The sequence below is a fragment of the Dactylosporangium sp. CA-092794 genome (genome assembly GCF_050948465.1).
Taxonomy (GTDB): Bacteria; Actinomycetota; Actinomycetes; order Mycobacteriales; family Micromonosporaceae; genus Dactylosporangium.
The window spans coordinates 199,693-218,797 of the sequence record NZ_CP192044.1; the positions used below are offsets into that span (position 1 = coordinate 199,693).

Consider the following 19,105-nt stretch of genomic DNA (forward strand, 5'->3'; position numbering starts at 1 on the left):
CCGGCGGGGCCGGGCAGAGCCGGGGCTACGCTGGGTGGACCATGTCACCGTTTTTGAAGTACACGCTGGCCCGGCTCGGGCTGTTCGGGCTCGTTGCGCTCGCCGTGCTCGTCGCGCCGATCGACGTCAGCGTGCCGCTCAAGTTGATGATCGCGATCCTGGTCTCCGCCGGCCTGGCCTTCTTCCTGCTCAAGGGGCTGCGCGAGGAGGCGTCCGTGCAGGCCGTCGGGATGGCCGAGCGACGGTCGGAAAAGCGCGAACGGCTGCGTGCCGCCCTCAACGGGGATGATGATGAGGGCGAAAGCGCCACCAAAGCGGACTAAAGCCACTTAAACCTTGGATGGTGCTTGATCGCTCTTCCAAGGGGGCTTGATGGGTCGCAGGGTCCGTCCGTTGCTGGCGCTCGCGGTCGTCGGGGTGGTGACGCTGGTCGCGGTGCCGAACGCCGGCGCTAGTCCGACAAATCCGATTTATCAGCAAAAATCGGCGCAGTACGTCATCGGCGGGGTCGCCACCGGCGCCGACCGGAACCGGATCGGCGGTACCGGGGCGGCCATCGACGCCGTCGAGGACGGGCGGGCCACCGTGACGGCCACGCCCGACGAGGCGCGGCGCATCGCGGGCCTGGGCTACCGGGTCACCCGCGCGGAGACCGAGGGCTTCCCGGCCGCCGACGCCGGCTACCACGACTACGCCGAGATGATGGCCGAGCTGGACAAGGCGGCCAAGGCGTACCCGAAGATCATGCGGAAGCTGAGCCTCGGCAAGTCGTACGAGGGCCGCGACATGCCGCTGATCAAGATCTCGGACAACGTCACCGTGGACGAGAACGAGCCCGAGATCCTCTACGACGCCCACCAGCACGCGCGCGAGCACATCACCGTGGAGATGGCGCTCTACCTGGTCCGGCTGTTCACCGAGGGGTACAACAAGGACCCGCGGATCACCAGCCTGGTCAACGGGCGGGAGATCTGGATCGTGCCGGACATGAACCCCGACGGCGGCGAGTACGACATCGCCGGCGGCCGCTACCACAACTGGCGCAAGAACCGGCAGCCGGTCAGCGGCGGCGCGTTCCGCGGCATCGACCTCAACCGCAACTGGGGCTACCAGTGGGGCTGCTGCGACGGCTCGTCGCCGGTCTCGTCGTCGGAGACCTACCGCGGCCCGGAGGCGTTCGCCGCGCCGGAGATCCAGCATCTGCGCGACTTCGTGCTGAGCCGGCGCATCGGCGGCGTCCAGCAGATCCGGGCCGCCATCGATTTCCATTCGTACTCCGAGCTGGTGCTCTGGCCGTTCGGGTTCACGATGCGCCCGACCGCGCCGGGGCTGGGCGCCGACCAGCAGCAGACGTTCGCCGCGATCGGCGGGCAGATGGCCAAGAGCAACGGCTACACGCCCGAGCAGTCCAGCAGCCTGTACATCACCGACGGCTCGATCATCGACTGGCTCTGGGCGACGCAGGGTGTCTGGGCCTTCACCCTCGAGATGTACCCGAACTCCCCCGGCAAGGGCGGCTTCTACCCGTCGGCGAGCGTGATCGCCGCGCAGACGGCCCGCAACAAGGACGCGTCGCTGCTGCTCGCCGACTACGCCGACTGCCCCTACCGCGCCATCGCCAAGCAGCGGCAGTACTGCTATCGCGGCTAGCGCCTGTTTCATAGCTGGGGTGGGTGCGAGGCGGAGTCCAGGTTTCGTCCAGTGGTGGCCCGCGGAAGCCAGGCTACCGGTGTTGTAACCGGGCTTTCGCGGGACGCCGCTGGGCGAGACCTGGGCCCGACGCAGCCCCGCCGCAGCCATGAAACAGGCGCTAGAGCAGCCAGTCGTCGGAGAGCTCGATCACGGCGAAGTGGCCGCCGGTCGGGTCCGTCAGGCGCGCGTAGTAGCCGGCCGAGGCCGGGAGTGGGCGACGGGCCACCGAGCCGCCGAGCTCGGTGGCCCGCTCGCACGCGTCGGCGCAGTCGGCGACCATGAAGCAGACCGTCCAGTGGTCCGGCGTGCCGGCCGGGAAGCGGGCGTCGATCGGCACCAGGCCGCCGACGGTGTCGTTGTTGTGGTGGAGCTCGAAGTAGGGCTCGCCCTCGCTGTCGGCCTGGACCAGGTGCCAGCCGAACACGTCCTTGTAGAAGGCGCCGGCGCGGTCCAGGTCGGTCGAGGCCAGCTCGTACCAGCAGATGGCGCCCGGCTCGAAGGAGACCTGGGCGCCGACGAACCGGCTGCGCAGCCAGGTGCCGAAGAGCGCACCGCCGGCGTCGGCGAAGGTGGCGGCGGTGCCGAGGTCGCGCAGGCTGGCCGGCGGCACGCGCACCGCGCCGCCGGCCCGTTCGACGGTGCTCGCGGTGCCGGCCGGGTCGTCGGTGGAGATCGAGACCAGCCAGGCCGCCCGCCCGTCGGGGCGGCCCTGGCGCAGGCCGGCGGCGGCCCGGCCGCCCAGCGTGAAGTGCCCGTCGTCGTTGCGGCCCCAGCCGAAGAGCCCGGCGTAGAACTCGGCGGCGGTCGCCGGGTCGGGGCTGAACAGCTCCGCCCAGCACGGTGTTCCGGGTGCGTACCCCCGCACTCGCATGGCCCGTTCCTCTCCGTCTCTGCCTGCGCCGATCGTGCCATCCGGCGGAGCATTGGGGAACCGCCGGAAGATCACCCTTCGAAGAAGGCGGGCCCGCCCGGCGGCAGCGGGGGCACGGCGCCCCGCTCGGCGGCCCGGCGGGCGAACTCGCGCATGCCCGCGACCTGCCGCTCGCCGAGGGAGAAGTCTAGGGCGCGGAAGTAGGTGGCCAGGCTCTGCGCCGACAGCGTCTCCCAGCGCGCCGCGGCCGCGGCCACCTCGTCGAGCTCGGTCAGGCACAGCTCGCGCGAGCGCAGGAAACCCTCGTGCACGTCCTTGACCAGGCCCGGGTGCGCCTCGGCGAAGTCGCGGCGGGCGGCCCACGCGGCGAACACCATGGGCAGGCCGGTCCACTCCCGCCAGGCCTGGCCGAGGTCGGTGACCTGCCAGCCGTGCTGCGGTGCGTCGTGCATCGCGCGCAGGGCCACGTCACCGATGATCACGGCGGCGTCCGCCTCGTCGAGCATGCGGGCCAGGTCGGGCGGGCTGCCGAAGTACTCCGGGCGCACGCCGACGTGCGACTCGAGGTACATCTGCGCGAGCAGGACGCCGGTGCGCGAAGTGGCGCCGAGCGCTACGCGGCGGCCGTCCAGCGCCTCCAGCGGTACCGTCGAAACCAAATTGACGGACAGCACCGGACCGTCGCTGCCGACCGCGAGGCCGGGCAGGAGCAGCAGATCGTTGGCGTTTCGGAGGTACTCCACCAGCGAGATCGGCCCGATGTCGAGGTCACCGGCCACCAGGGCGGCGTTGAGCCGCTCCGGCGAGTCCTTGAACAGGTCGACGTCGATCAGCGCGCCGGACCGCATCAGGCCCCAGTAGATCGGCAGGCAGTTCAGGAACTGGATATGGCCGACGCGGGGCCGTTGCAGTGCAGACACAACGCCCATGTTGCCCCAGCCGCGCCCGGTCACGCGGGCGGGGCGGCGATTGTCACAGCCGGTACCCTCGTGGGATGCGACGCCCCCTCGCTGTGCTCGGCGCTGCTCTCGCGGCGACCCTGCTGCTCGCCGGGTGCGGGCCCGGCGCCACCAAGGGCCACGTGCCCGCGGCGTCGACCGTGAGCGACTCGCCGGCCGCCGAGGCCGAGGGCCCCGCGGCGAGCCCGAGCGTGGCGCCGTCACCCGCGTTCAGCGGACCGCTGTTCACCCCGACCCAGCCGGTGACGATGAATGTGAAGGGGTACTGGTCGTGGGCCTACTACGACCACAAGACCGACACGATGTACGGGTCGACGCCGTACACGACCAGTGACACCGCGTCGATGGCCAAGGCGTGGGTGGCCGCCGACTGGCTGCGCCGCCAGGGCGAGCAGAACAAGCAGCCCGGCAGCACCGCGCTCGCCGAGCTCAGCCGCATGATCCGCGACTCCGAGACGGAGAACACGTTCAAGTACCACGTCCAGAACGGCAACCTCACCTCGATCAAGCGGATGATCTCGCTCTGCGGCCTCACCGAGACTAAGGGCACCCAGAACTCGTGGAGCCTGACCCAGATGTCCGCCCGCGACGTGGCCCGGCTGGCCAAGTGCATCGGCGACGGCCGCGCGGCCGGCCCGAAGTGGACCGCCTGGCTGCTCAACGAGATGCGCAACGTGCGCGGCCCGGGCCGCTTCGGCCCGATCGAGGTGCTCCCGGCGGACGTGCAGAAGACCACCGCGATCAAGAACGGCTGGCTGGCCCGCGACGACGGGCAGTGGCACATCGCCTGCATGGCCGTGGGCGACGGCTGGAGCCTGGGGATCATGGCGCACTACCCCAGCTCGCTGGGCAAGGACTACGGCACCAAGACCTGTCGCGAAGTTACGAAGCAGCTACTGACCCGGCACTGACCTTTCGGACGATCAAGCCGTCCAAATTTCTGCGTAGTGTGTGCCCACCTGCGCAGAGAGGACGAACGGGTGCGAGTACGAGGCTACGCTCCCGCGACACCGTGCTGGTCGGTCCTGAGCAGCGGCGATCCGGCCGCCGCGGCGGACTTCTACTGCGGCCTGCTCGGCTGGACGACCACCCCGACCGACGGCGGCGGCACCGCCTTCCTGCTGCGTGACCTGGTCGTCGCCGGCCTGGCGCCGGCTCCGGCCGGCCGAGCGGCCTGGCTGACCTACGTCGCCACCGACGCCGTCGAGGCGACCGCCGAACTGGTCACCGCGGCCGGCGGCGCCGTGCTGGCGCCCCCGGCCGACGCCGGCGACCGCGGCCGCGCCGCCCTGTTCGCCGACGACGCCGGTGCGCCCTTCGGGGCCTGGCAGCGCGGCCGGTTCGCCGGCGCCCAGGTCGTCGACGAGCCGGGCGCGATCTGCTGGAGCGAGGTCGTCACCCGCGACCTGGGCGCCACGGTGGCCTTCTACGGCAAGGTCTTCGGCTGGACCGAGCAGGCCGGCACGTCCGACGCGATCCACGACTACCACGAATGGCTCTCCACCAACCGCGTGGTCGGCGGCATCAGCGAGATGGACGCGGCCTACCCGGCCGGCACCCCGCAGCACTGGCGCACGATCCTGTCGATCGACGACTGCGCCGGCACCATCGCCCGCGCGGGCGAGCTGGGCGGCCGCGTCCTGGCGGGCCCGGTGGACGCCGGCATCGGCTTCGCCGCCCACATCATGGACCCGACCGGCGGCGCGTTCCTGGTCATCGAGATGCTGCCGGAGCTGCGACTTCCGTGAGCTGCGCCGGCAGCGGCTCGGTGTGCAGGACGCTGAGCCGGGACACGGCGCGGGTGAGCACCACGTAGAGCCGGTGCAGGCCGCGCGGCTCGGCGGACACGATCTGCGCCGGTTCGATCACGATGACGTGGTCGTACTCCAGACCCTTCGCGATGCTCGCCGGCACCAGACTGAGCCGGTCGTCGATCTGTTCGGCCAGCGCGGCTCTCATCTGGTCCACCTGGTGGTCCGCGGCGATCACGCCGACCGATCCCGGGTACGTCAGCGCGCTGCCGACCTCGGCGACCACGGCCGCGGCGAGATCGTCGACGGCGAGGACGGTCAACTCGCCGTCGCGGCGCAGCGAGACGGCCGGCGGCACGTCGACGGCGAGCGCGGGCAGCAGCCTGTTGGCGAGCTTGACGACGGCGTCGGGCACGCGGAAGCCGACGCTGAGCGGTACCACCCCCGCCTCGGGCTTGCCGAGGTGCGCGAGCGACTCGCGCCAGTCGGTCGCGGCCCACGGGGCGGTGCCCTGGGCGAGGTCGCCGAGCAGCGTGATCGACCCGTGCGTGCTGCGCCGGGCGACGGCCCGGCACTGCATCGGCGAGAGATCCTGCGCCTCGTCGAGCACGATGTGCCCGACGCTGGCCTGGCGCTCCAGCAGCCCGGCCGCCTCGTCGACGAGCACGAGGTCGGCCGCCGACCATTTGACGGCGCGCGCGGTACGGGCGGGCTTCGCCCAGACGATCGCGGCCCGCTCCTCGGCGGTCAGGATGCCCTCCGCGGCCTGGGCCAGCGTCTCGGGGTCGCGCAGCAGGTCGAAGACCAGCCCCTCCGGGGTCACCGCCGGCCAGGCCGCGTCGAGCACCTCGACCACGGACCGGGCCTTGCCCATCCGGCGGGCCCAGCTCTCCGGCGGCGACTCCCCCGACTTGGCCTCGGCCTGCCGCTGCAGCAGCGACACGATCCGCGCCCGGGCCCGCTCCCGGCCCAGCGCGTAGGGCGGGTCCTCCCGCCGCACGTCGTCGATCACCCGGCGCAGCGCCTCGACGCTGACCCGCCAGCGGTACGCGCCGTCGGACACCTGCAGCGGCTCCTCGGGCCGGGCCAGCCGCGCCCACAGCGCCCGGTGCAGGACCTGCGCCATCCGCGGGTCGTGCTTGACCACCTGCGCCTCGACCGGGTCGACCGCGCGGACCGGCACCCGGGCGATCAGGTCCTCGATCGTGGACTGCCGCACCTCCAGCTCGCCCAGGGCCGGCAGCACCGCCGCGATGTAGCCGAGGAACGCCTGGTTGGGCCCCACGATGAGCACCCCGGCCCGGCGCAGCCGCTCGCGGTGCAGGTACAGCAGATATGCGGCGCGGTGCAGCCCGACCGCGGTCTTGCCGGTCCCCGGCGCGCCCTGCACGCAGATCGAGGTCTCCAGGTCGGCGCGGACCAGGACGTCCTGCTCGGGCTGGATGGTGGCGACGATGTCGCGCATCGGCCCCACGCGGGGCCGCTCGATCTCGTCGAGCAGGATCTGGCTGGTGGCCTGCTCCTCGCCGCGGCCGAGGTGCTCGTCCTCGAAGCTGGTGAGGTCGCCCTTGACGAACCCGAAGCGGCGGCGGGTGTCGACGTCCTGCGGGTCGCGGGCGCTGGCCTGGTAGAACCGGCGGGACAGCGGCGCCCGCCAGTCGAGCACCATGGGCTCGCCGGCGGCGTCGGTGACGTGGCGGCGCCCGATGTGGTAGCGGTGCTCGTCGAGGTCGAGCCGGCCGAAGAACAGCGGTGTGTCGGGGTTGTCGGCGAGGTCGGCGATGCGCCGGGCGAGCGCCCGGCCGAGCGTTTCGGCGGCGAACGGGTCTCCGGCGACCTGGTCGCCGGTGCTGTAGAGGTCCTCGGCATGCTCGCGCATGCGCCGCAGCGCCTGCCGCGAGGCGTCGAGGTGAGCCCGCTCGGCGGCGAGCTCGGCTGTAAGGCTTTCTTCGGTTGCGGGCACGGTGATCCTCTTCGAGGGCGTCGGCTCGCTCGCGTATCCAGGCTGCGATTCCTGGCGCGTGGGGACGTCCGCTGCGGTGCCTACCTCACCGCGGCCGTCAAGCGGCCAACCATGTTACGCCACACCCCAGGCACTTCCACCGAATTTCCCGGTCGTCAGGGTCCCGCTCCGCCACGATGATCGTCGGCTACCAGTCCAGCAACGTGTTCGGATCGATCTGAAAGCTGAAAGGCCCGTCGAACGTCAGTGTCTGGCCTCCGGCCGCGACCGCATGCGGCACGTAGTGATCACCCTCAAGGCGGAACAGCCGTAACGTCACCGATTCGAAGTCGGCCAGGTCTGGCTCCACCAGCAGATACCAGCCGATTCTTGCCACAGCATAGAAGTGCATTTTCTGCACCCGGTCGGTCGACGCATTGCTGGGTGAGACGATCTCGCCGATCAGAACGACCTCCGCGGCATCAATAATCCCGCTCTTCGGGTCAGGGCTGGCCACCACCAGGTCCGGTATGACGATCCGGCTGCTGCCCAAGCGGACGTTGGCCGCTTCGTATGCCCTGAGTCCTGCCGCCCGGGCCGCCGGACGGATCACCGCCATCAGCAGAAAAGAGATGTCCTGATGAGGAAGGCTTGGCGCCGGGCTCACCCACAAACCTCCGTCGATCAGCTCGACCCGATTCGGCGTCTCACCGAGCGCGAGGTATTCGTCCTCGCTCCAGGGCCCGACGTGCTCGAGCACGGCCACGCTCATACGACTCACCTCCTGGCTGGTGCCAAAACAAAGTCTGCCATGCGGACGGTTCCGGCGACGATGCCCGGGCGCGACGGGCCTGGTCGGACCGTGAACCGCTGCCGGCCGCGCTTGTCGGCTGAGTCGCCGGTCGGCACCGAATCGGCTCGGTCCCGACCGGTGGCCCGGCTCCGGACGGGGCTTGCGTCGGCTCGCGGAGAGCAGGTCGGACTCGACCAGAATCGAGAACGTCGACACGCTCAAAGCCGCCGCCTCGGGTGCCGCCGGCCTCGGCCTCAATGTCTTCGACCACACCTTCGACGAGATGGCCCGACACTAACGATGTGATCGCGTTGACCGCAACGTCGTGGCTGTGTCATGGCGATCCGCGATCCTGCTCATCGCCGGGTGACAAGTCGGGTCAGTGGAACCGGTGGTATCGGGCGCTGGTCAGGACAGGTCGCGCAGCAGCAGTGGGAGGATGCGCTCCTCCATGACGGCGCGACCGGTGGCGATCATCGTGTCTGCGAGTGCCGGGTCCCACGGCGAGGCGGCCGGACTGCCGATCAGCGGGACGCCGCCCGCCGCGTGGGCCGCGTAGGTGGCGGTGTCCATGCGCCACGGCACGGCGTTCGGGTAGCGGGCGAGTGCGGTACCGGTAAGGCGGACGCCCGTCCAGTCGAGGTCGTTGCGCCACCGGATCACCGTGTCCGGGCCGCCGGCCCGCAGCAGTGCGTGAACGGCCGTTGACGGCACGCCTTCGGTGCAGATCAGGGGGCGTGACGTCGCGGCGACGGCCGCCCGCAGTACCGCCGGATTCTCGCAGACGAAGACCTCCGGGCACGTCAACGTGATCGGAGCGAGCCGCAGTTGGTGCAGGGTCACGCGCACGGGGACCTGGGCGGCGGCCGCGTCGGTCAGCCACGAGCCGAGCAGGCCGCCGGTGGCCGGGACGTTCAGCACCAGGACCTGGCTGGCGAGGTCGTCGGGCACGACGCCGACCAGATCCCACAGTGCGCGCTCCTCCTCGGCGCCGGCCGGCACGGGCACCTCGTGCCAGGCCGCGAGGGCGCGCAGCGTCAGGCCGCGCAAGGGGCCGTCGGCGAGCGCCTTGGTGTCGCCGAGCAGCCGCTCGGCGAACGCCGGCATCGGCTCCTCGGCGGCGGGAAGGGCGTCGAGGACGGTGACGACCGCCTGGAAGTCGATGCCGCCGCGGGCGATCCGGGTCAGGGTGCCGTCGCGGCTCATCCCGTCGATCCAGTCCTGGTACCACGGTGACCCGGCGTGGCGGCTGCCGGCCGCCCGCGTCAGCAGCGCGTCACGTTCGACAGCCGCACGTCGGCGCTCGCCGGGCCGGTCGCGCAGCGGGCCGAGGACCGTGGCGAGGCCGGCGCCGTGGGTGGCCCGCAGGTGCGCGTCCACGTCGTCCAGGCGCACGGTGAGGCGGGATACGCCGATCGGGCGGTACACCCCGGTGATGCCGATGACGACCAGCCGTTCGTCGTCGCTCGGCGTGGTGATCGACACGCTGCCGTCGAGGCTGCCGCCGGTCCGTTCCAGGCTGCGGCGGGCCGCGCCGAGGAGCCGCCGCCAGCCCGGGTCGGTCGCCGGGTCAGTCGTTGGCGAGTGCGGGTGCATGTCGGGTCTCCGGCGAGCCCAACGCCCGCGCCAGCGTGCCGTCGAAGTCGGCGATGTTCATCGCGCCGTCCCAGACCAGCAGCACGGCGGAGACCGTGTGGTCGACCGCGGAGTGGGACAGGTCGTAGTGCGCGGCGCCGGTCACCCCCGGATGGGTGGCCCACAGGTCGTACCCGGTCATGAACAGGTCCAGATCGAACTGCTTGGCCAGCGACATCAGCTCGCCGCGGCCGTTGTCGTCGACGCCGGCGAACGCCTCGTCGAGGCCGAGCAGGCGGGGCGCGTCGGGTCGGGCCGAGCCGAAAAGGGCGTTCGCGGCGGCGAACAGCGGCAGGTGCAGCGACACGGACTGCTCGCCGCCGGAGAGCTGGCTGTGCCGGGCGCGGGTCAGCGGTTCGGTGGTACCGCCGGGCCGGTGCAGGGTGAACGCGAACTCCCGCCACTGCCGGTAGTCGAGCACCTCGGCCAGCAGCTCCCGGTAGGACTTCTCCGGGGCGGTGGATCGGGCGGTCTTGATCCGGCCGGCGAAGTGACGCCGCATCGAGGTCAGCTGCGCCGGTCCGAGCCGTGCCGGGTCCCGTTCCAGCAGCTTGCAGATCTCGCGCTGCTCGACGTCGAGGTCGTCGGAGAGCCGCCAGCCGACGCCGACCGTGAGCCCGGAGGACATGCGCCGGGCCCGCATCTGCGCGTCCATGGCGGCGACCAGGTCGCGCGCCTCGATCGTTCGCCGGTGGATCTGCCCCGCGAGCTGGCCCAGGAGCGCGTCTTCGAATACCCGCTGCTCGGCGTCGGTGAGCAGCTGTTCCTGGTCGCGGCGGTCCGCCGCGATGCGCTGCGCGAACCGGGCGACCGGCGTCAGTCCCTGCTCGTCGGCGACCCGCACGACGATCACGCCGTCGTCGGTGTCCCACTCCGGCCGATGGTCGAGGCCGGCCGCCGGTAGCTGTGCCTGCAACTCGCCGAGTGCCGTGGTGAGGCGCGTGGCGCTCTGCTTCAGCGAGGTCTCGGTCGGGGTCAGCTCCCGGGTGGCGGTGAGCACCGCCTCGTGCAGGGCGACGACTGCCGGGTCGAGCTCGTCCGCCGTGGTGTCGACGGCGGGCCACTGCAGGTGCGTCGGGCAGCGGATCAGCCCCAAGAGGTCGGGCCGGGCATACGGTCGCAGCCGCAGCGCGTCCTGGCGCGCCTCGCGCAGCGCGGTGGCGACGGCCTGCCGCCCGAGCTCAACCCTGGCCTGCACGGCAGAGCGCTGCTCGACCGCCTCCGTGTACGCGTCGCGGGCCACGACCAGGGCGGCCTCCGCAGCGGCGATGTCCTCGCCCGCCTTGGCGACGTCGGCCAGGATCTGCTGTGCCTCCGCACCGATGGCGTCGCGCAGGGTGCGCAACTCCTCGTCCTTCTCCGTGTGCCGGCGGGTGGCGGTGGTGGCCGCGGCCCGCGCGGCCGCGAGTCGTTCGACCGCTTCCTCGTGCCGGTCGCCGGCCTCGGCGGACCGGTCGGCGGCGGTGGCCGCGGCCTGGTATGCGGCCTCGAGGCGCAGCCCGGCCCGTTCGAACCGGGTGACCGCCTCGGCGACGGCTTCGAGCTGCGCGACGGGCAGGGAACGCTCGGCGACGGTTCGCTGCAGTGCCATTCCGGCCGAGGCCCGCACCGCGATCGCGGCATCGAGACGCCCGGCCGCCTCGACGGCCGCTTCCCGGCGGACCGCGAGCGCGGCGGCCGTCCGGTCGTGGTCGCGCCGGGCCGCCCGCAGCCGGTCGAGGGTCGGCAGCGCCTTGCCGGCGCGGTCCGCCTGGTCGATGACGTCGAGCAGCTCGGCGCGCGCACCGTCGAGCCGGATCAGGTCGGATTCGAGGACGTGCAGCCGACGGTCGCAGTCCGCGAGCCGCGCGGCGCGCCGCGCGGCACGTGCGGTGGCCCCGATGTACTCGCACCGGTCCTTGCTCAGCCGGCCGGTGCCGTGCGCCTGCGCCCACCGACCGGCGGTGTCGACGCCCGAACGGGTGGACAGGTCGCCGAGCGCGATCGATGCCAGTACCGCGTCGATCCGTGCCGCGGTAACGAACTCCTGGGTCTCCGCGACGAGCACGTCGGCCAGGTTGGGGCCGTCGACCGGCGGGCCGGCGCTGAGGTAGGCGTCCTCGACGCCGGTGCTGAGGGCGTCGGCGGTAGCTTCGGCGGACGGATACAGCCAGGCGTCGAGAAGTCCCGCGGCGTGCAGCGCCGCCTCGATGCCGGCTGCTTCGGCCTCCGGTACGTGATCGGTGAAGCGGACCAGGCGCCACAGCGGCGCGCCGGGACGGCCGTTGCGGTGCGCCGGGCGGGTCGTGGATGGCGGCGGGGCGTCGTCGTGCTCGGCGGCGATCCGCTCGCGCTCGGTGGTGACGTCGTCGTGCTCGGACTCGACCGCGGCGCGCTCCACGGCCAGCGCGGCCAGAGTGTCCCGGCGGGTGGCGAGCGGCGCGGCCACGGCCTCGGCGTAAACATCTTTGAGCGGCGCCTGGTCGATGGCGTCGATGAGCGCGTCCGCCACGTCCGGCACGGTCAGCTGCGTGAGCAGCGACGTCCATTGAGCGGCCCAGGTACGCAGGCCGTCGGCCAGCGCGGTGTGTTCCGCCTCCACGGCGGTGGCCGCCTGCGACTCGGCAAGCGTGGCGTCGTCCAACGCGGCCCGTGCGGCGCGGTCGGCTTCGGCGGTGCGCTCATGGTCGCGGTCGGCCTGGGCGAGCCGGGCCACGTGCTCGCGCACGGTGCGCAGATCGTCCCGGCGGGCGGTCGACCGGGCGGCGAGCCGGGCCGGCAGCCCGTCGACGTCGGCGGCACCCTCGCCCCAGTCGATGCCGGCGAGGTAGGCGTCGGCGGCGACCTCGTCAGCCAGCCGGCTCACCAGCGCCTGACTGTCACGGGCGGCGACAGCCGCCCGTTCCCGATCGCCCCGTCGGCGCTGCTCGGTGTCCTCCTCGACGTGCACGGCCGTTCCGGCGTCACGGGCGTTGCCGGCGAGGTCGTGAACGTGCCGTTCAAGGTCGGCGAGCTGTTCGTGTGACCGGTACGCGGCGGAGCTCTTCAGCCGGTCGAGATGCGCCCGCAGCCGGCCGGGCTCGGTCTCGGCGGTCTGGAGCGTCTGATGCGCGGTCCGTACCGATGCCTCGGCCGCCCCGGCCGCCGCCTCGGCTCGGGCCAGTTCTCCGGTGCGCCGCTCGGCGTCCGCGCGCCGCGTGGTCAGCGCGTCGGCGGCGGCGCGGGCGTGGGTGCGCAGGTAAGTGGCATACACGCCGAGGAACGCCGACGTGGCGCCGTCCGCCGCGACCAGTCCTTCCAGTGTGCGGGCCACCGCCTCCATGTCGTCGAACGATCGGGCGGCCTCGGTGAGCAGGTGGTCCTCGACGGGCCGGAGGCCGCGCTGGAGGGTGCGGGACAGCTCGGCCGGGTTGAGGTCCTTCGCCAACTGCGGCTTGCGCAAGGTCAGCACCAGGTCCAGCAGTTGCTCGTAGCGGGCCGCGCCGAGACCGAACAGCTTCGCGTCGACCAGCTGGCGGTACTCCTCCGTCGAGTCGCGGACCGCGTCGACGCCGAGCTGCTCGATCAGGTCCTTGCGAGAGATCGGCCGGTCCTCGGCATCCAGCAGAGAAAGGTCGACGCCGACGCGGCCGTCGGCGACGAAGTGCCACCGGGTGACCCGGTCGTTGTGCCGGTGCGCGCGCAGGCCGATGCCGATTGTCACGAACGACGTCCCGTCGCTGAACTCCATCCAGACGTACGCGTGCGCGGTCTCCTGCCCGCGGTACAGCAGGTTCGACTTCATCGTGCGGTCCTCGCCGGCGAACGGGTTGAGCCGCCGCGGCTCGATCCGTCCGTCGAGCACGAACGGGAACAGCACCTCCAGGGCCTTGGTCTTGCCGGACCCGTTCGGCCCCCGCAGCACCAGCCAGCCGTCGACGAAGATGAACTCCTCGTCGCGGTAGTCCCAAAGGTTGATGATCCCGGCGCGGGTCGGGGTAAATCGGGTCATTGAGTCTTCCTAGAAAAGGGTCCGTTGGCGCACCCGGGCGACCGTCCCGCGGTATCTGCCGATCAGCGGCCTGACCAGCACCCCGCCCGGCATCGGCGTCAGCGCGCCGAACCTGGTCAGCAGCTCGACCGCTTCGACGCGGAGACGGTCCGGGTCGGCGTGCCAGGCGGCCCCGAAGGCCGAGCCGTACCGCTGCAGGATCGCCGCGACGGCTTCGCGCAGGAAACTGTCCGTTACGAACGGCAGCCGTGCGGGCTCGGTCTCGGCGTCGTCGGTGCCGCCCGCATTCTCCGGGTCGCCGGTGTACTCAAGATCGCTGACAAAGCTCGGGGCCGCCGCCGGCAGTCCGGCGTCCGCGGCGGCCACGAGCGCGGCCTGCCGCTCGCGAGGATCCGGCGCCGGCATCCGCCTGGCCCGGCGACCGTCCGGATCCAGCGCCCGCTCGGCCAGGTCCACCGCGAGCAGCACCGCGGCCTGTGCCACGGAACCGGTGCCCGGGAACCGTTCCACGGAGAACCCGAGCGTGTCGACGAGCAGCACGCCCTCCGCGCGCCGCTCGACCCGCAGGCCGGTCAGCCGGTGCAGGTCGGTGGGCAGCACGGTGCCGCGCAGATGGTTCGCGACCGCAGGGTCGATGTCGCTGAAGTACACGATCGGCGACTCGACAACGGCTCGACGCGCGGCCTGCGCCGCCGCCCGCCGCTCGGCGTTGCCGCTCGTGCTCGCCGAGCGTTCCAGCAGTGCGGTCACGGTATCGACGTGCTGCAGCACCCGCGGCGGGTGGAACAGGGCCACCAGCGCGTCGCGGGCGATGTCGTAGAGCGCCTCGCCGGCCGTGGGGTCGCTGGCCCACGACGCACTCGACCCGTCGGCCAGCCGGAGCACCCCGCGCTCCTCCAGCCAAGCGACCGCGTCGACGAATGCGCGCCGGTCGGCGCCCGAGTCCGGGTCGAGCCCGAGGCCGCCGATCCGGTTCGCATCGGCGGACACGGCGTCGGCGAGCTCGCTCACCGTGGTCTGGATGCCGGCCCGGCCCAATGCCGCCAGGCACAGCGCGAGGTACGCGTAGCGCTGCCGGTCGAACGGGCGGCCGTTGTGAGTGGTGGCCGGCCGGTCAGGGGTGAGCTGGTCGGCGGTCCGCACCAGCCGGGCGCTCGACCCGTGCAGCTCCAGCCGGTACCCGAATGCCTCCGCGAGGTCGCGACGCAACTCCGCGGCGAACCGCCGGACCCGGATGAGCGCCCGCTCGTCCGGATACGCCGCGGTGATCAGCGGGTGGCGCAGGACAAGCCGTACCGCTCGCTGATAATCGGCCAGGTCCAGTTCGGAAACCTCCGCCGCGAACCTCACGACACGCTCGCCAGCTCGGCCGCCGGTTCAGCCCGCTTCGCGACCGTGTGCTCCGCGGGCGACACGCTCAGCGCGTATCCGTCCAGATGCAGCCGCCCCGTGGTCGTCACCACGGTGGTGAAGCGGCCCGGGGCCGGCGTCAGCGTGAGCCGCACCCCGTAGGCCGCCGCGGCCAGCGGTGCGTCGGAGCGTCCGGCCACCCGGGCCGCCAGCGCCACATCCAGCAGCCGGCGCAACACCGCCGTCTGCGGTTCGTCGAGCGGCGGTACATCGGCGGCAAGGTCCTCGCCGGCATGCTGCTCCACGAGCCGCGCCGCGGCCGCCACGCTGCGGCGTTCCTCGGCGAGCTGGCGTTCCCTCAGCCGGTCGCGCTGCCCGTGCGACCGCTCGAGCCTGGCCGGTCGGCCGTTGCCCTGTCCGGGGGCCCGGCCGAACTGCACGAGCGTGCGGGACAGCTCGACCGGCGGCGCCTCCCACCACGACACGCGGGTCGGTATGAGGTCCGGATCGGCATGGGCGACGCCGACGTGGCGGGGTGCGCCAAGACCGAAGACCACGTCGAACAGGGCGTGCGCGACGTCGACGGAGCCGACGCGGGCGAACCACGCGGCGAGGTGACGCAGCTGCGACTCGCGGCTGACCCCACCGCGGCGCGCTTCCGTGACTCGCCGAAGCAAGGCCAGCACGTCACCGATCGCCGCTATCGTCGCACCAGCGAGCCGGTCCGCCTCGCTGAGCACGCCGTCGCCCTGGGGCGCGAGCCACGAGCGAAGACCGGCCCAGCGGCGACGCCAGTCGTCCAGCCGCTCGGCCGGGGTGGCGAACAGCCGCTCGTCCGCCTCTGCGGCCGCCTCCACCATGCGGTCCAGCCCGGTGGCCTCCACCTCGAGGACCGCCTCGCGCAGCCGTGGCGTGTAGCGCTGAAGCTCGTCGTGGAAATCGCGCAAGTGCGTCAGCAGCGCGTCCTTGTGCGCGAGGAACGCCTCGGGGCGTACGTCCGGCGTGCGACTGAGGTCACCCAGCATGTGGTAGAAGCGGGCGGCGCGTTCGGCGATGTCGGCGAGCGCGCGGTCCAGCCGGCTGAGCTTGCGATACACCTCTTCCGCGTCGCGATCGGCGTTCGCCACGGCCAGCGCCTTGAGGTCGGCGAGCAGGTCGGCGAAGACCAGCCGGGACAGGGCACTGTCGCCGACACCGGCGGCGAGCACCGACTCGACCGCGCGGTGCGCGCGGTAACCGGCCTCGGTGAACTGATACACCGAGTGACGGTTGCGATACTCCGCCAGCGTCGCCGCGCGGGCGCCGTCCTGCCCTCGGTCCAGCACACCCCAGTCGACCAGCGCGTCGAGGAGTCGCGGCAGCTCCAGCCCGGCGGGTTCCGGACACTCGGGGTAGGTTGCCGCCAGCCCCGCCATCGCGGACGCCACCTCGGATGTGTGCAGGACCACCTGGTAGCTGGAGCGGGCGGCGTCGAGGGACCGCAGGACCCACAGGTAAGCCGTCCGGTTGTCAGCCGTGACGTAGCTGAAGAGCCGCATCCGGTCGTCCAGACCGAAGTCGTCCAGTCCGAACGACGGCGGGTTCGGCTGCGCCATCGGGACCCCCTCGAATCGACCGACCAAACCTAGTCGAGACGCTCGTGAGAGACCAGTCCGACAACCCGAAAGGTTGGCTGCCTCATGCATGTCACAACGAAAGCCGGGGCGGTGTCTTGAGGGCATGACTGGAATGACGAATGTGGTCGTGGTCGGCGGCGGGTACGCCGGAGTCATGGCCGCCAACCGCCTGACGCAGCGCGACGATGTGACCGTGACCCTGGTCAACGCGCGCCCGGCCTTCGTCGAGCGGGTTCGGCTGCACCAACTGGTGGGCGGGTCCGACGACGCGGTGGTCGACTACCGAAAGATCCTGGCCGGCCGCGTCCGGCTGGTGGTCGGCACGGTGACCCGGATCGACGCGGCCGGGCGCCGGGTGACGCTGGCGGACGGCGGCACGGTGGGCTACGACTATCTGATCTACGCGGTGGGCAGCGACAGCGCCGACCCGGGTGTACCCGGGGCGGCCGAGTTCGCCTACCCGCTGGCGACCCTGGAGCAGGCGCAGCGGCTGCGCCCGGCCCTCGACGCGGCGCCCGCGACGGCCCCGGTGTCGGTGGTCGGCGCCGGCCCGCTCGGCATCGAGGTCGCCGCCGAGCTCGCGGAGCTGGGCCGGAGCGTGACGCTGGTCTGCGGCGGCGTGCTCGGCCCGTACCTGCACCCGCGGGGCCGCCGCGCGGTGGCCAGGGCGCTGGCCAGGCTCGGCGTGACCGTGCTCGACGGCCCCGGCACGGCGGTGACGGCGGTGACGGCCGGCGCCGTGCGGCTCGGCGACGGCCGCGAGGTGCCGAGCGCGGTGACGATCTGGGCCGCCGGCTTCGCCGTGCCGGACCTGGCCGCGCGCAGCGGGCTGAGCACCGACGCCCTGGGCCGGCTGCGCACCGACGAGACGCTGACCAGCGTGGACGACAAGCGCATCGTCGCGACCGGGGACGCGGCGGCCCCGTCCGACCTGCCGCTGCGGATGAGCTGCCAGGCCGCGCTGCCGCTCGGTTCGCACGCCGCCGACACGGTGCTCAGCCGGATCGCGGGGCAGCGACCGGCGGACCTCACCAAGGGGACCGCCGGCATGTGTATCAGCCTGGGCCGCCGGGCCGCCGTGTTCCAGCTCGCCCACCGCGACGACACCGCGACGAGCCTCCACCTGAGCGGGCGCCTCACCGCGATGGTCAAGGAGGCCGCCTGCCAGAGCCCCATCAAGCAGATGTCGGCCGAGGCGCGCAAACCCGGCTCGCACACCTGGCCGATCAAGGACGTCAAGCGCAAGCAGCGTCTGCCGTTGATGGACCACGTATGAGCGAGCACGCCACCGAGACGTTCCTCGCCCACCGCAACCTGCTGTTCACGGTCGCCTACGAGCTGCTCGGCTCGGCCGCCGACGCCGAGGACGTGCTGCAGGAGACCTGGCTGCGGTGGGTCAAGGTCGACGTGGGCCGGGTGCGTGACCAGCGCGCATACCTGGTGCGGATCACGACCCGGCAGTCGCTCAACCGGCTGCGCACCATGCGGCGGCGCAAGGAGGCGTACGTCGGCCCGTGGCTGCCGGAGCCGCTGCTGACCGCGCCGGACGTCGCCGAGGACGTCGAGCTCGCCGAGAGCCTGTCGATGGCGATGATGCTCGTGCTGGAGACCCTGACACCCACGGAGCGCGCCGTCTTCGTGCTGCGCGAGGCGTTCGACCTGGGCTACGACGACATCGCCGCCGCGGTGGGCAAGACCCCCGCGGCGGTCCGCCAGATCGCCCACCGCGCCCGCCAGCACGTCGACGCCCGCCGCCCCCGCCAGGTCGTTTCGGCCGGCGAGACCCGGGCGGCGCTGGAGTCGCTCCAGCGCGCCCTGGAAACCGGCGACCCGCAGGCCCTGCTGGACGTGCTCGCCCCCGACGTCGTCCTGGTCAGCGACGGCGGCGGCGTCAAGCACGCCGCCCTACGCCCGATCATCGGCGCCGAGAAGCTGGTGCGCTTCTTCGTCGGCGCCTACGGCAAGACCGAGGGCACCATCACGGCCGCCCTCAGCCTGGTCAACGGCAACCCGGCCCTCGTCGTCCGCCTGAACGGCGAGATCGACGGCATCATGGCGGCCCGCGTCGAGAACGCCCGCGTCATCGGCATCTACTACGTCCGCAACCCGGCAAAACTGTCCCGCGTCGAGTCCCAAACCCCACTCACCCTCCGATAAGCACCAGGTCCGTGGGGGCTGTGAGCCCGGCTACAGGTCGAGGTGCAGGCGGAGCGCTTCGTCGACTTGGCGCAGCAACGGTGGGGGAAGCGTGCCGAGTCGCTGGGCGACGCGCGTGACGTCGATCGAGCGGACCTGTTCGGCCTGGCCCTTCGACTCGATGGTCAGGCCGATCATCGGATCGGCCGGCAGGAGCACCTGGAAGGGATAGACACGCGCGGTGTTGCTGGTGACCGGCACGATGGTGACGACACCGCGACTTCGCGAGACGGCGCTGTGGTTGGCCGCGTTGTTGCTGACGATGATCACGGGCCGGCGCTTGGCGGCCTCCGAGCCGATCACCGGGCTGAGGTCAGCCAGGAAGACGTC

General features: G+C 72.4%; 16 protein-coding genes. 7 read left to right on the plus strand and 9 right to left on the minus strand.

Annotation, left to right across the window (positions count from 1 at the left end):
• Nucleotides 1–53: 53 nt before the first annotated feature.
• Together ACQPXD_RS00860 and ACQPXD_RS00865 are read left to right on the plus strand one after the other, a co-directional pair.
• Nucleotides 54–323, plus strand: a complete 270-nt coding sequence (locus tag ACQPXD_RS00860; protein ID WP_432833807.1) for a DUF4229 domain-containing protein — start codon at nt 54–56, stop codon at nt 321–323.
• Between the two features lie 49 nt (nt 324–372).
• Nucleotides 373–1,650, plus strand: a complete 1,278-nt coding sequence (locus ACQPXD_RS00865) for a M14 family metallopeptidase (protein ID WP_432833809.1) — start codon at nt 373–375, stop codon at nt 1,648–1,650.
• Between the two features lie 160 nt (nt 1,651–1,810).
• On the opposite strand, the gene ACQPXD_RS00870 is transcribed toward ACQPXD_RS00865, so the two are convergent.
• Nucleotides 1,811–2,563: a VOC family protein gene (locus ACQPXD_RS00870; protein WP_432833811.1), complete on the minus strand. Its 753-nt coding sequence runs from the start codon at nt 2,561–2,563 to the stop codon at nt 1,811–1,813.
• A gap of 71 nt (nt 2,564–2,634) precedes the next feature.
• Nucleotides 2,635–3,483, minus strand: a complete 849-nt coding sequence (locus ACQPXD_RS00875; protein ID WP_432833813.1) for a menaquinone biosynthetic enzyme MqnA/MqnD family protein — start codon at nt 3,481–3,483, stop codon at nt 2,635–2,637.
• A 74-nt stretch (nt 3,484–3,557) separates the two neighbouring features.
• Between ACQPXD_RS00875 and ACQPXD_RS00880 the strand changes: the two genes are divergently transcribed.
• Both ACQPXD_RS00880 and ACQPXD_RS00885 read left to right on the plus strand, forming a co-directional pair.
• Complete coding sequence (locus tag ACQPXD_RS00880; RefSeq protein ID WP_432833815.1) at nt 3,558–4,433, plus strand: hypothetical protein; 876 nt, start codon at nt 3,558–3,560, stop codon at nt 4,431–4,433.
• A gap of 69 nt (nt 4,434–4,502) precedes the next feature.
• Entirely contained in the window at nt 4,503–5,270 is a 768-nt protein-coding gene (locus ACQPXD_RS00885; protein ID WP_432833816.1) for a VOC family protein, read from the plus strand.
• Here ACQPXD_RS00885 and ACQPXD_RS00890 read toward each other — a convergent pair.
• Complete coding sequence (locus tag ACQPXD_RS00890) at nt 5,236–7,236, minus strand: HelD family protein (RefSeq protein WP_432833817.1); 2,001 nt, start codon at nt 7,234–7,236, stop codon at nt 5,236–5,238. The genes ACQPXD_RS00885 and ACQPXD_RS00890 overlap by 35 nt on opposite strands.
• A 187-nt stretch (nt 7,237–7,423) precedes the next feature.
• Nucleotides 7,424–7,987 carry a Uma2 family endonuclease gene (locus tag ACQPXD_RS00895; protein WP_432833819.1) on the minus strand — a complete coding sequence of 188 codons (564 nt, stop codon included), beginning with the start codon at nt 7,985–7,987 and terminating at the stop codon, nt 7,424–7,426.
• Nucleotides 7,988–8,168: 181 nt separating this feature from the next.
• On the opposite strand from ACQPXD_RS00895, the gene ACQPXD_RS00900 reads away from it, so the two are divergent.
• Nucleotides 8,169–8,306 carry a hypothetical protein gene (locus tag ACQPXD_RS00900; RefSeq protein WP_432833821.1) on the plus strand — a complete coding sequence of 46 codons (138 nt, stop codon included), beginning with the start codon at nt 8,169–8,171 and terminating at the stop codon, nt 8,304–8,306.
• A 110-nt stretch (nt 8,307–8,416) separates the two neighbouring features.
• On the opposite strand, the gene ACQPXD_RS00905 is transcribed toward ACQPXD_RS00900, so the two are convergent.
• The 4 genes from ACQPXD_RS00905 to ACQPXD_RS00920 are packed head-to-tail and all read right to left on the minus strand — an operon-like array spanning nt 8,417 to nt 16,558.
• The gene (locus ACQPXD_RS00905; RefSeq protein WP_432833822.1) at nt 8,417–9,604 is read right to left on the minus strand and encodes a TIGR02679 domain-containing protein; all 1,188 of its coding nucleotides are present in this window, start codon (nt 9,602–9,604) and stop codon (nt 8,417–8,419) included.
• Nucleotides 9,579–13,613, minus strand: a complete 4,035-nt coding sequence (locus ACQPXD_RS00910; protein ID WP_432833824.1) for a TIGR02680 family protein — start codon at nt 13,611–13,613, stop codon at nt 9,579–9,581. Before ACQPXD_RS00910 ends, ACQPXD_RS00905 begins: the two co-directional genes overlap by 26 nt.
• Nucleotides 13,614–13,622: 9 nt before the next feature.
• Entirely contained in the window at nt 13,623–14,963 is a 1,341-nt protein-coding gene (locus ACQPXD_RS00915) for a DUF2398 family protein (RefSeq protein ID WP_432833826.1), read from the minus strand.
• Complete coding sequence (locus ACQPXD_RS00920; RefSeq protein WP_432833828.1) at nt 14,960–16,558, minus strand: TIGR02677 family protein; 1,599 nt, start codon at nt 16,556–16,558, stop codon at nt 14,960–14,962. Before ACQPXD_RS00920 ends, ACQPXD_RS00915 begins: the two co-directional genes overlap by 4 nt.
• Nucleotides 16,559–16,682: 124 nt before the next feature.
• Between ACQPXD_RS00920 and ACQPXD_RS00925 the strand changes: the two genes are divergently transcribed.
• Complete coding sequence (locus ACQPXD_RS00925) at nt 16,683–17,855, plus strand: NAD(P)/FAD-dependent oxidoreductase (protein ID WP_432833830.1); 1,173 nt, start codon at nt 16,683–16,685, stop codon at nt 17,853–17,855.
• Complete coding sequence (locus tag ACQPXD_RS00930) at nt 17,852–18,736, plus strand: RNA polymerase sigma-70 factor (RefSeq protein ID WP_432833832.1); 885 nt, start codon at nt 17,852–17,854, stop codon at nt 18,734–18,736. Before ACQPXD_RS00925 ends, ACQPXD_RS00930 begins: the two co-directional genes overlap by 4 nt.
• 30 nt (nt 18,737–18,766) lie before the next feature.
• Here ACQPXD_RS00930 and ACQPXD_RS00935 read toward each other — a convergent pair whose 3' ends face one another.
• A complete protein-coding gene (locus tag ACQPXD_RS00935; protein WP_432833834.1) occupies nt 18,767–19,078 on the minus strand; it encodes a type II toxin-antitoxin system PemK/MazF family toxin in 312 nt (103 codons plus the stop codon).
• Nucleotides 19,079–19,105 lie beyond the last annotated feature (27 nt).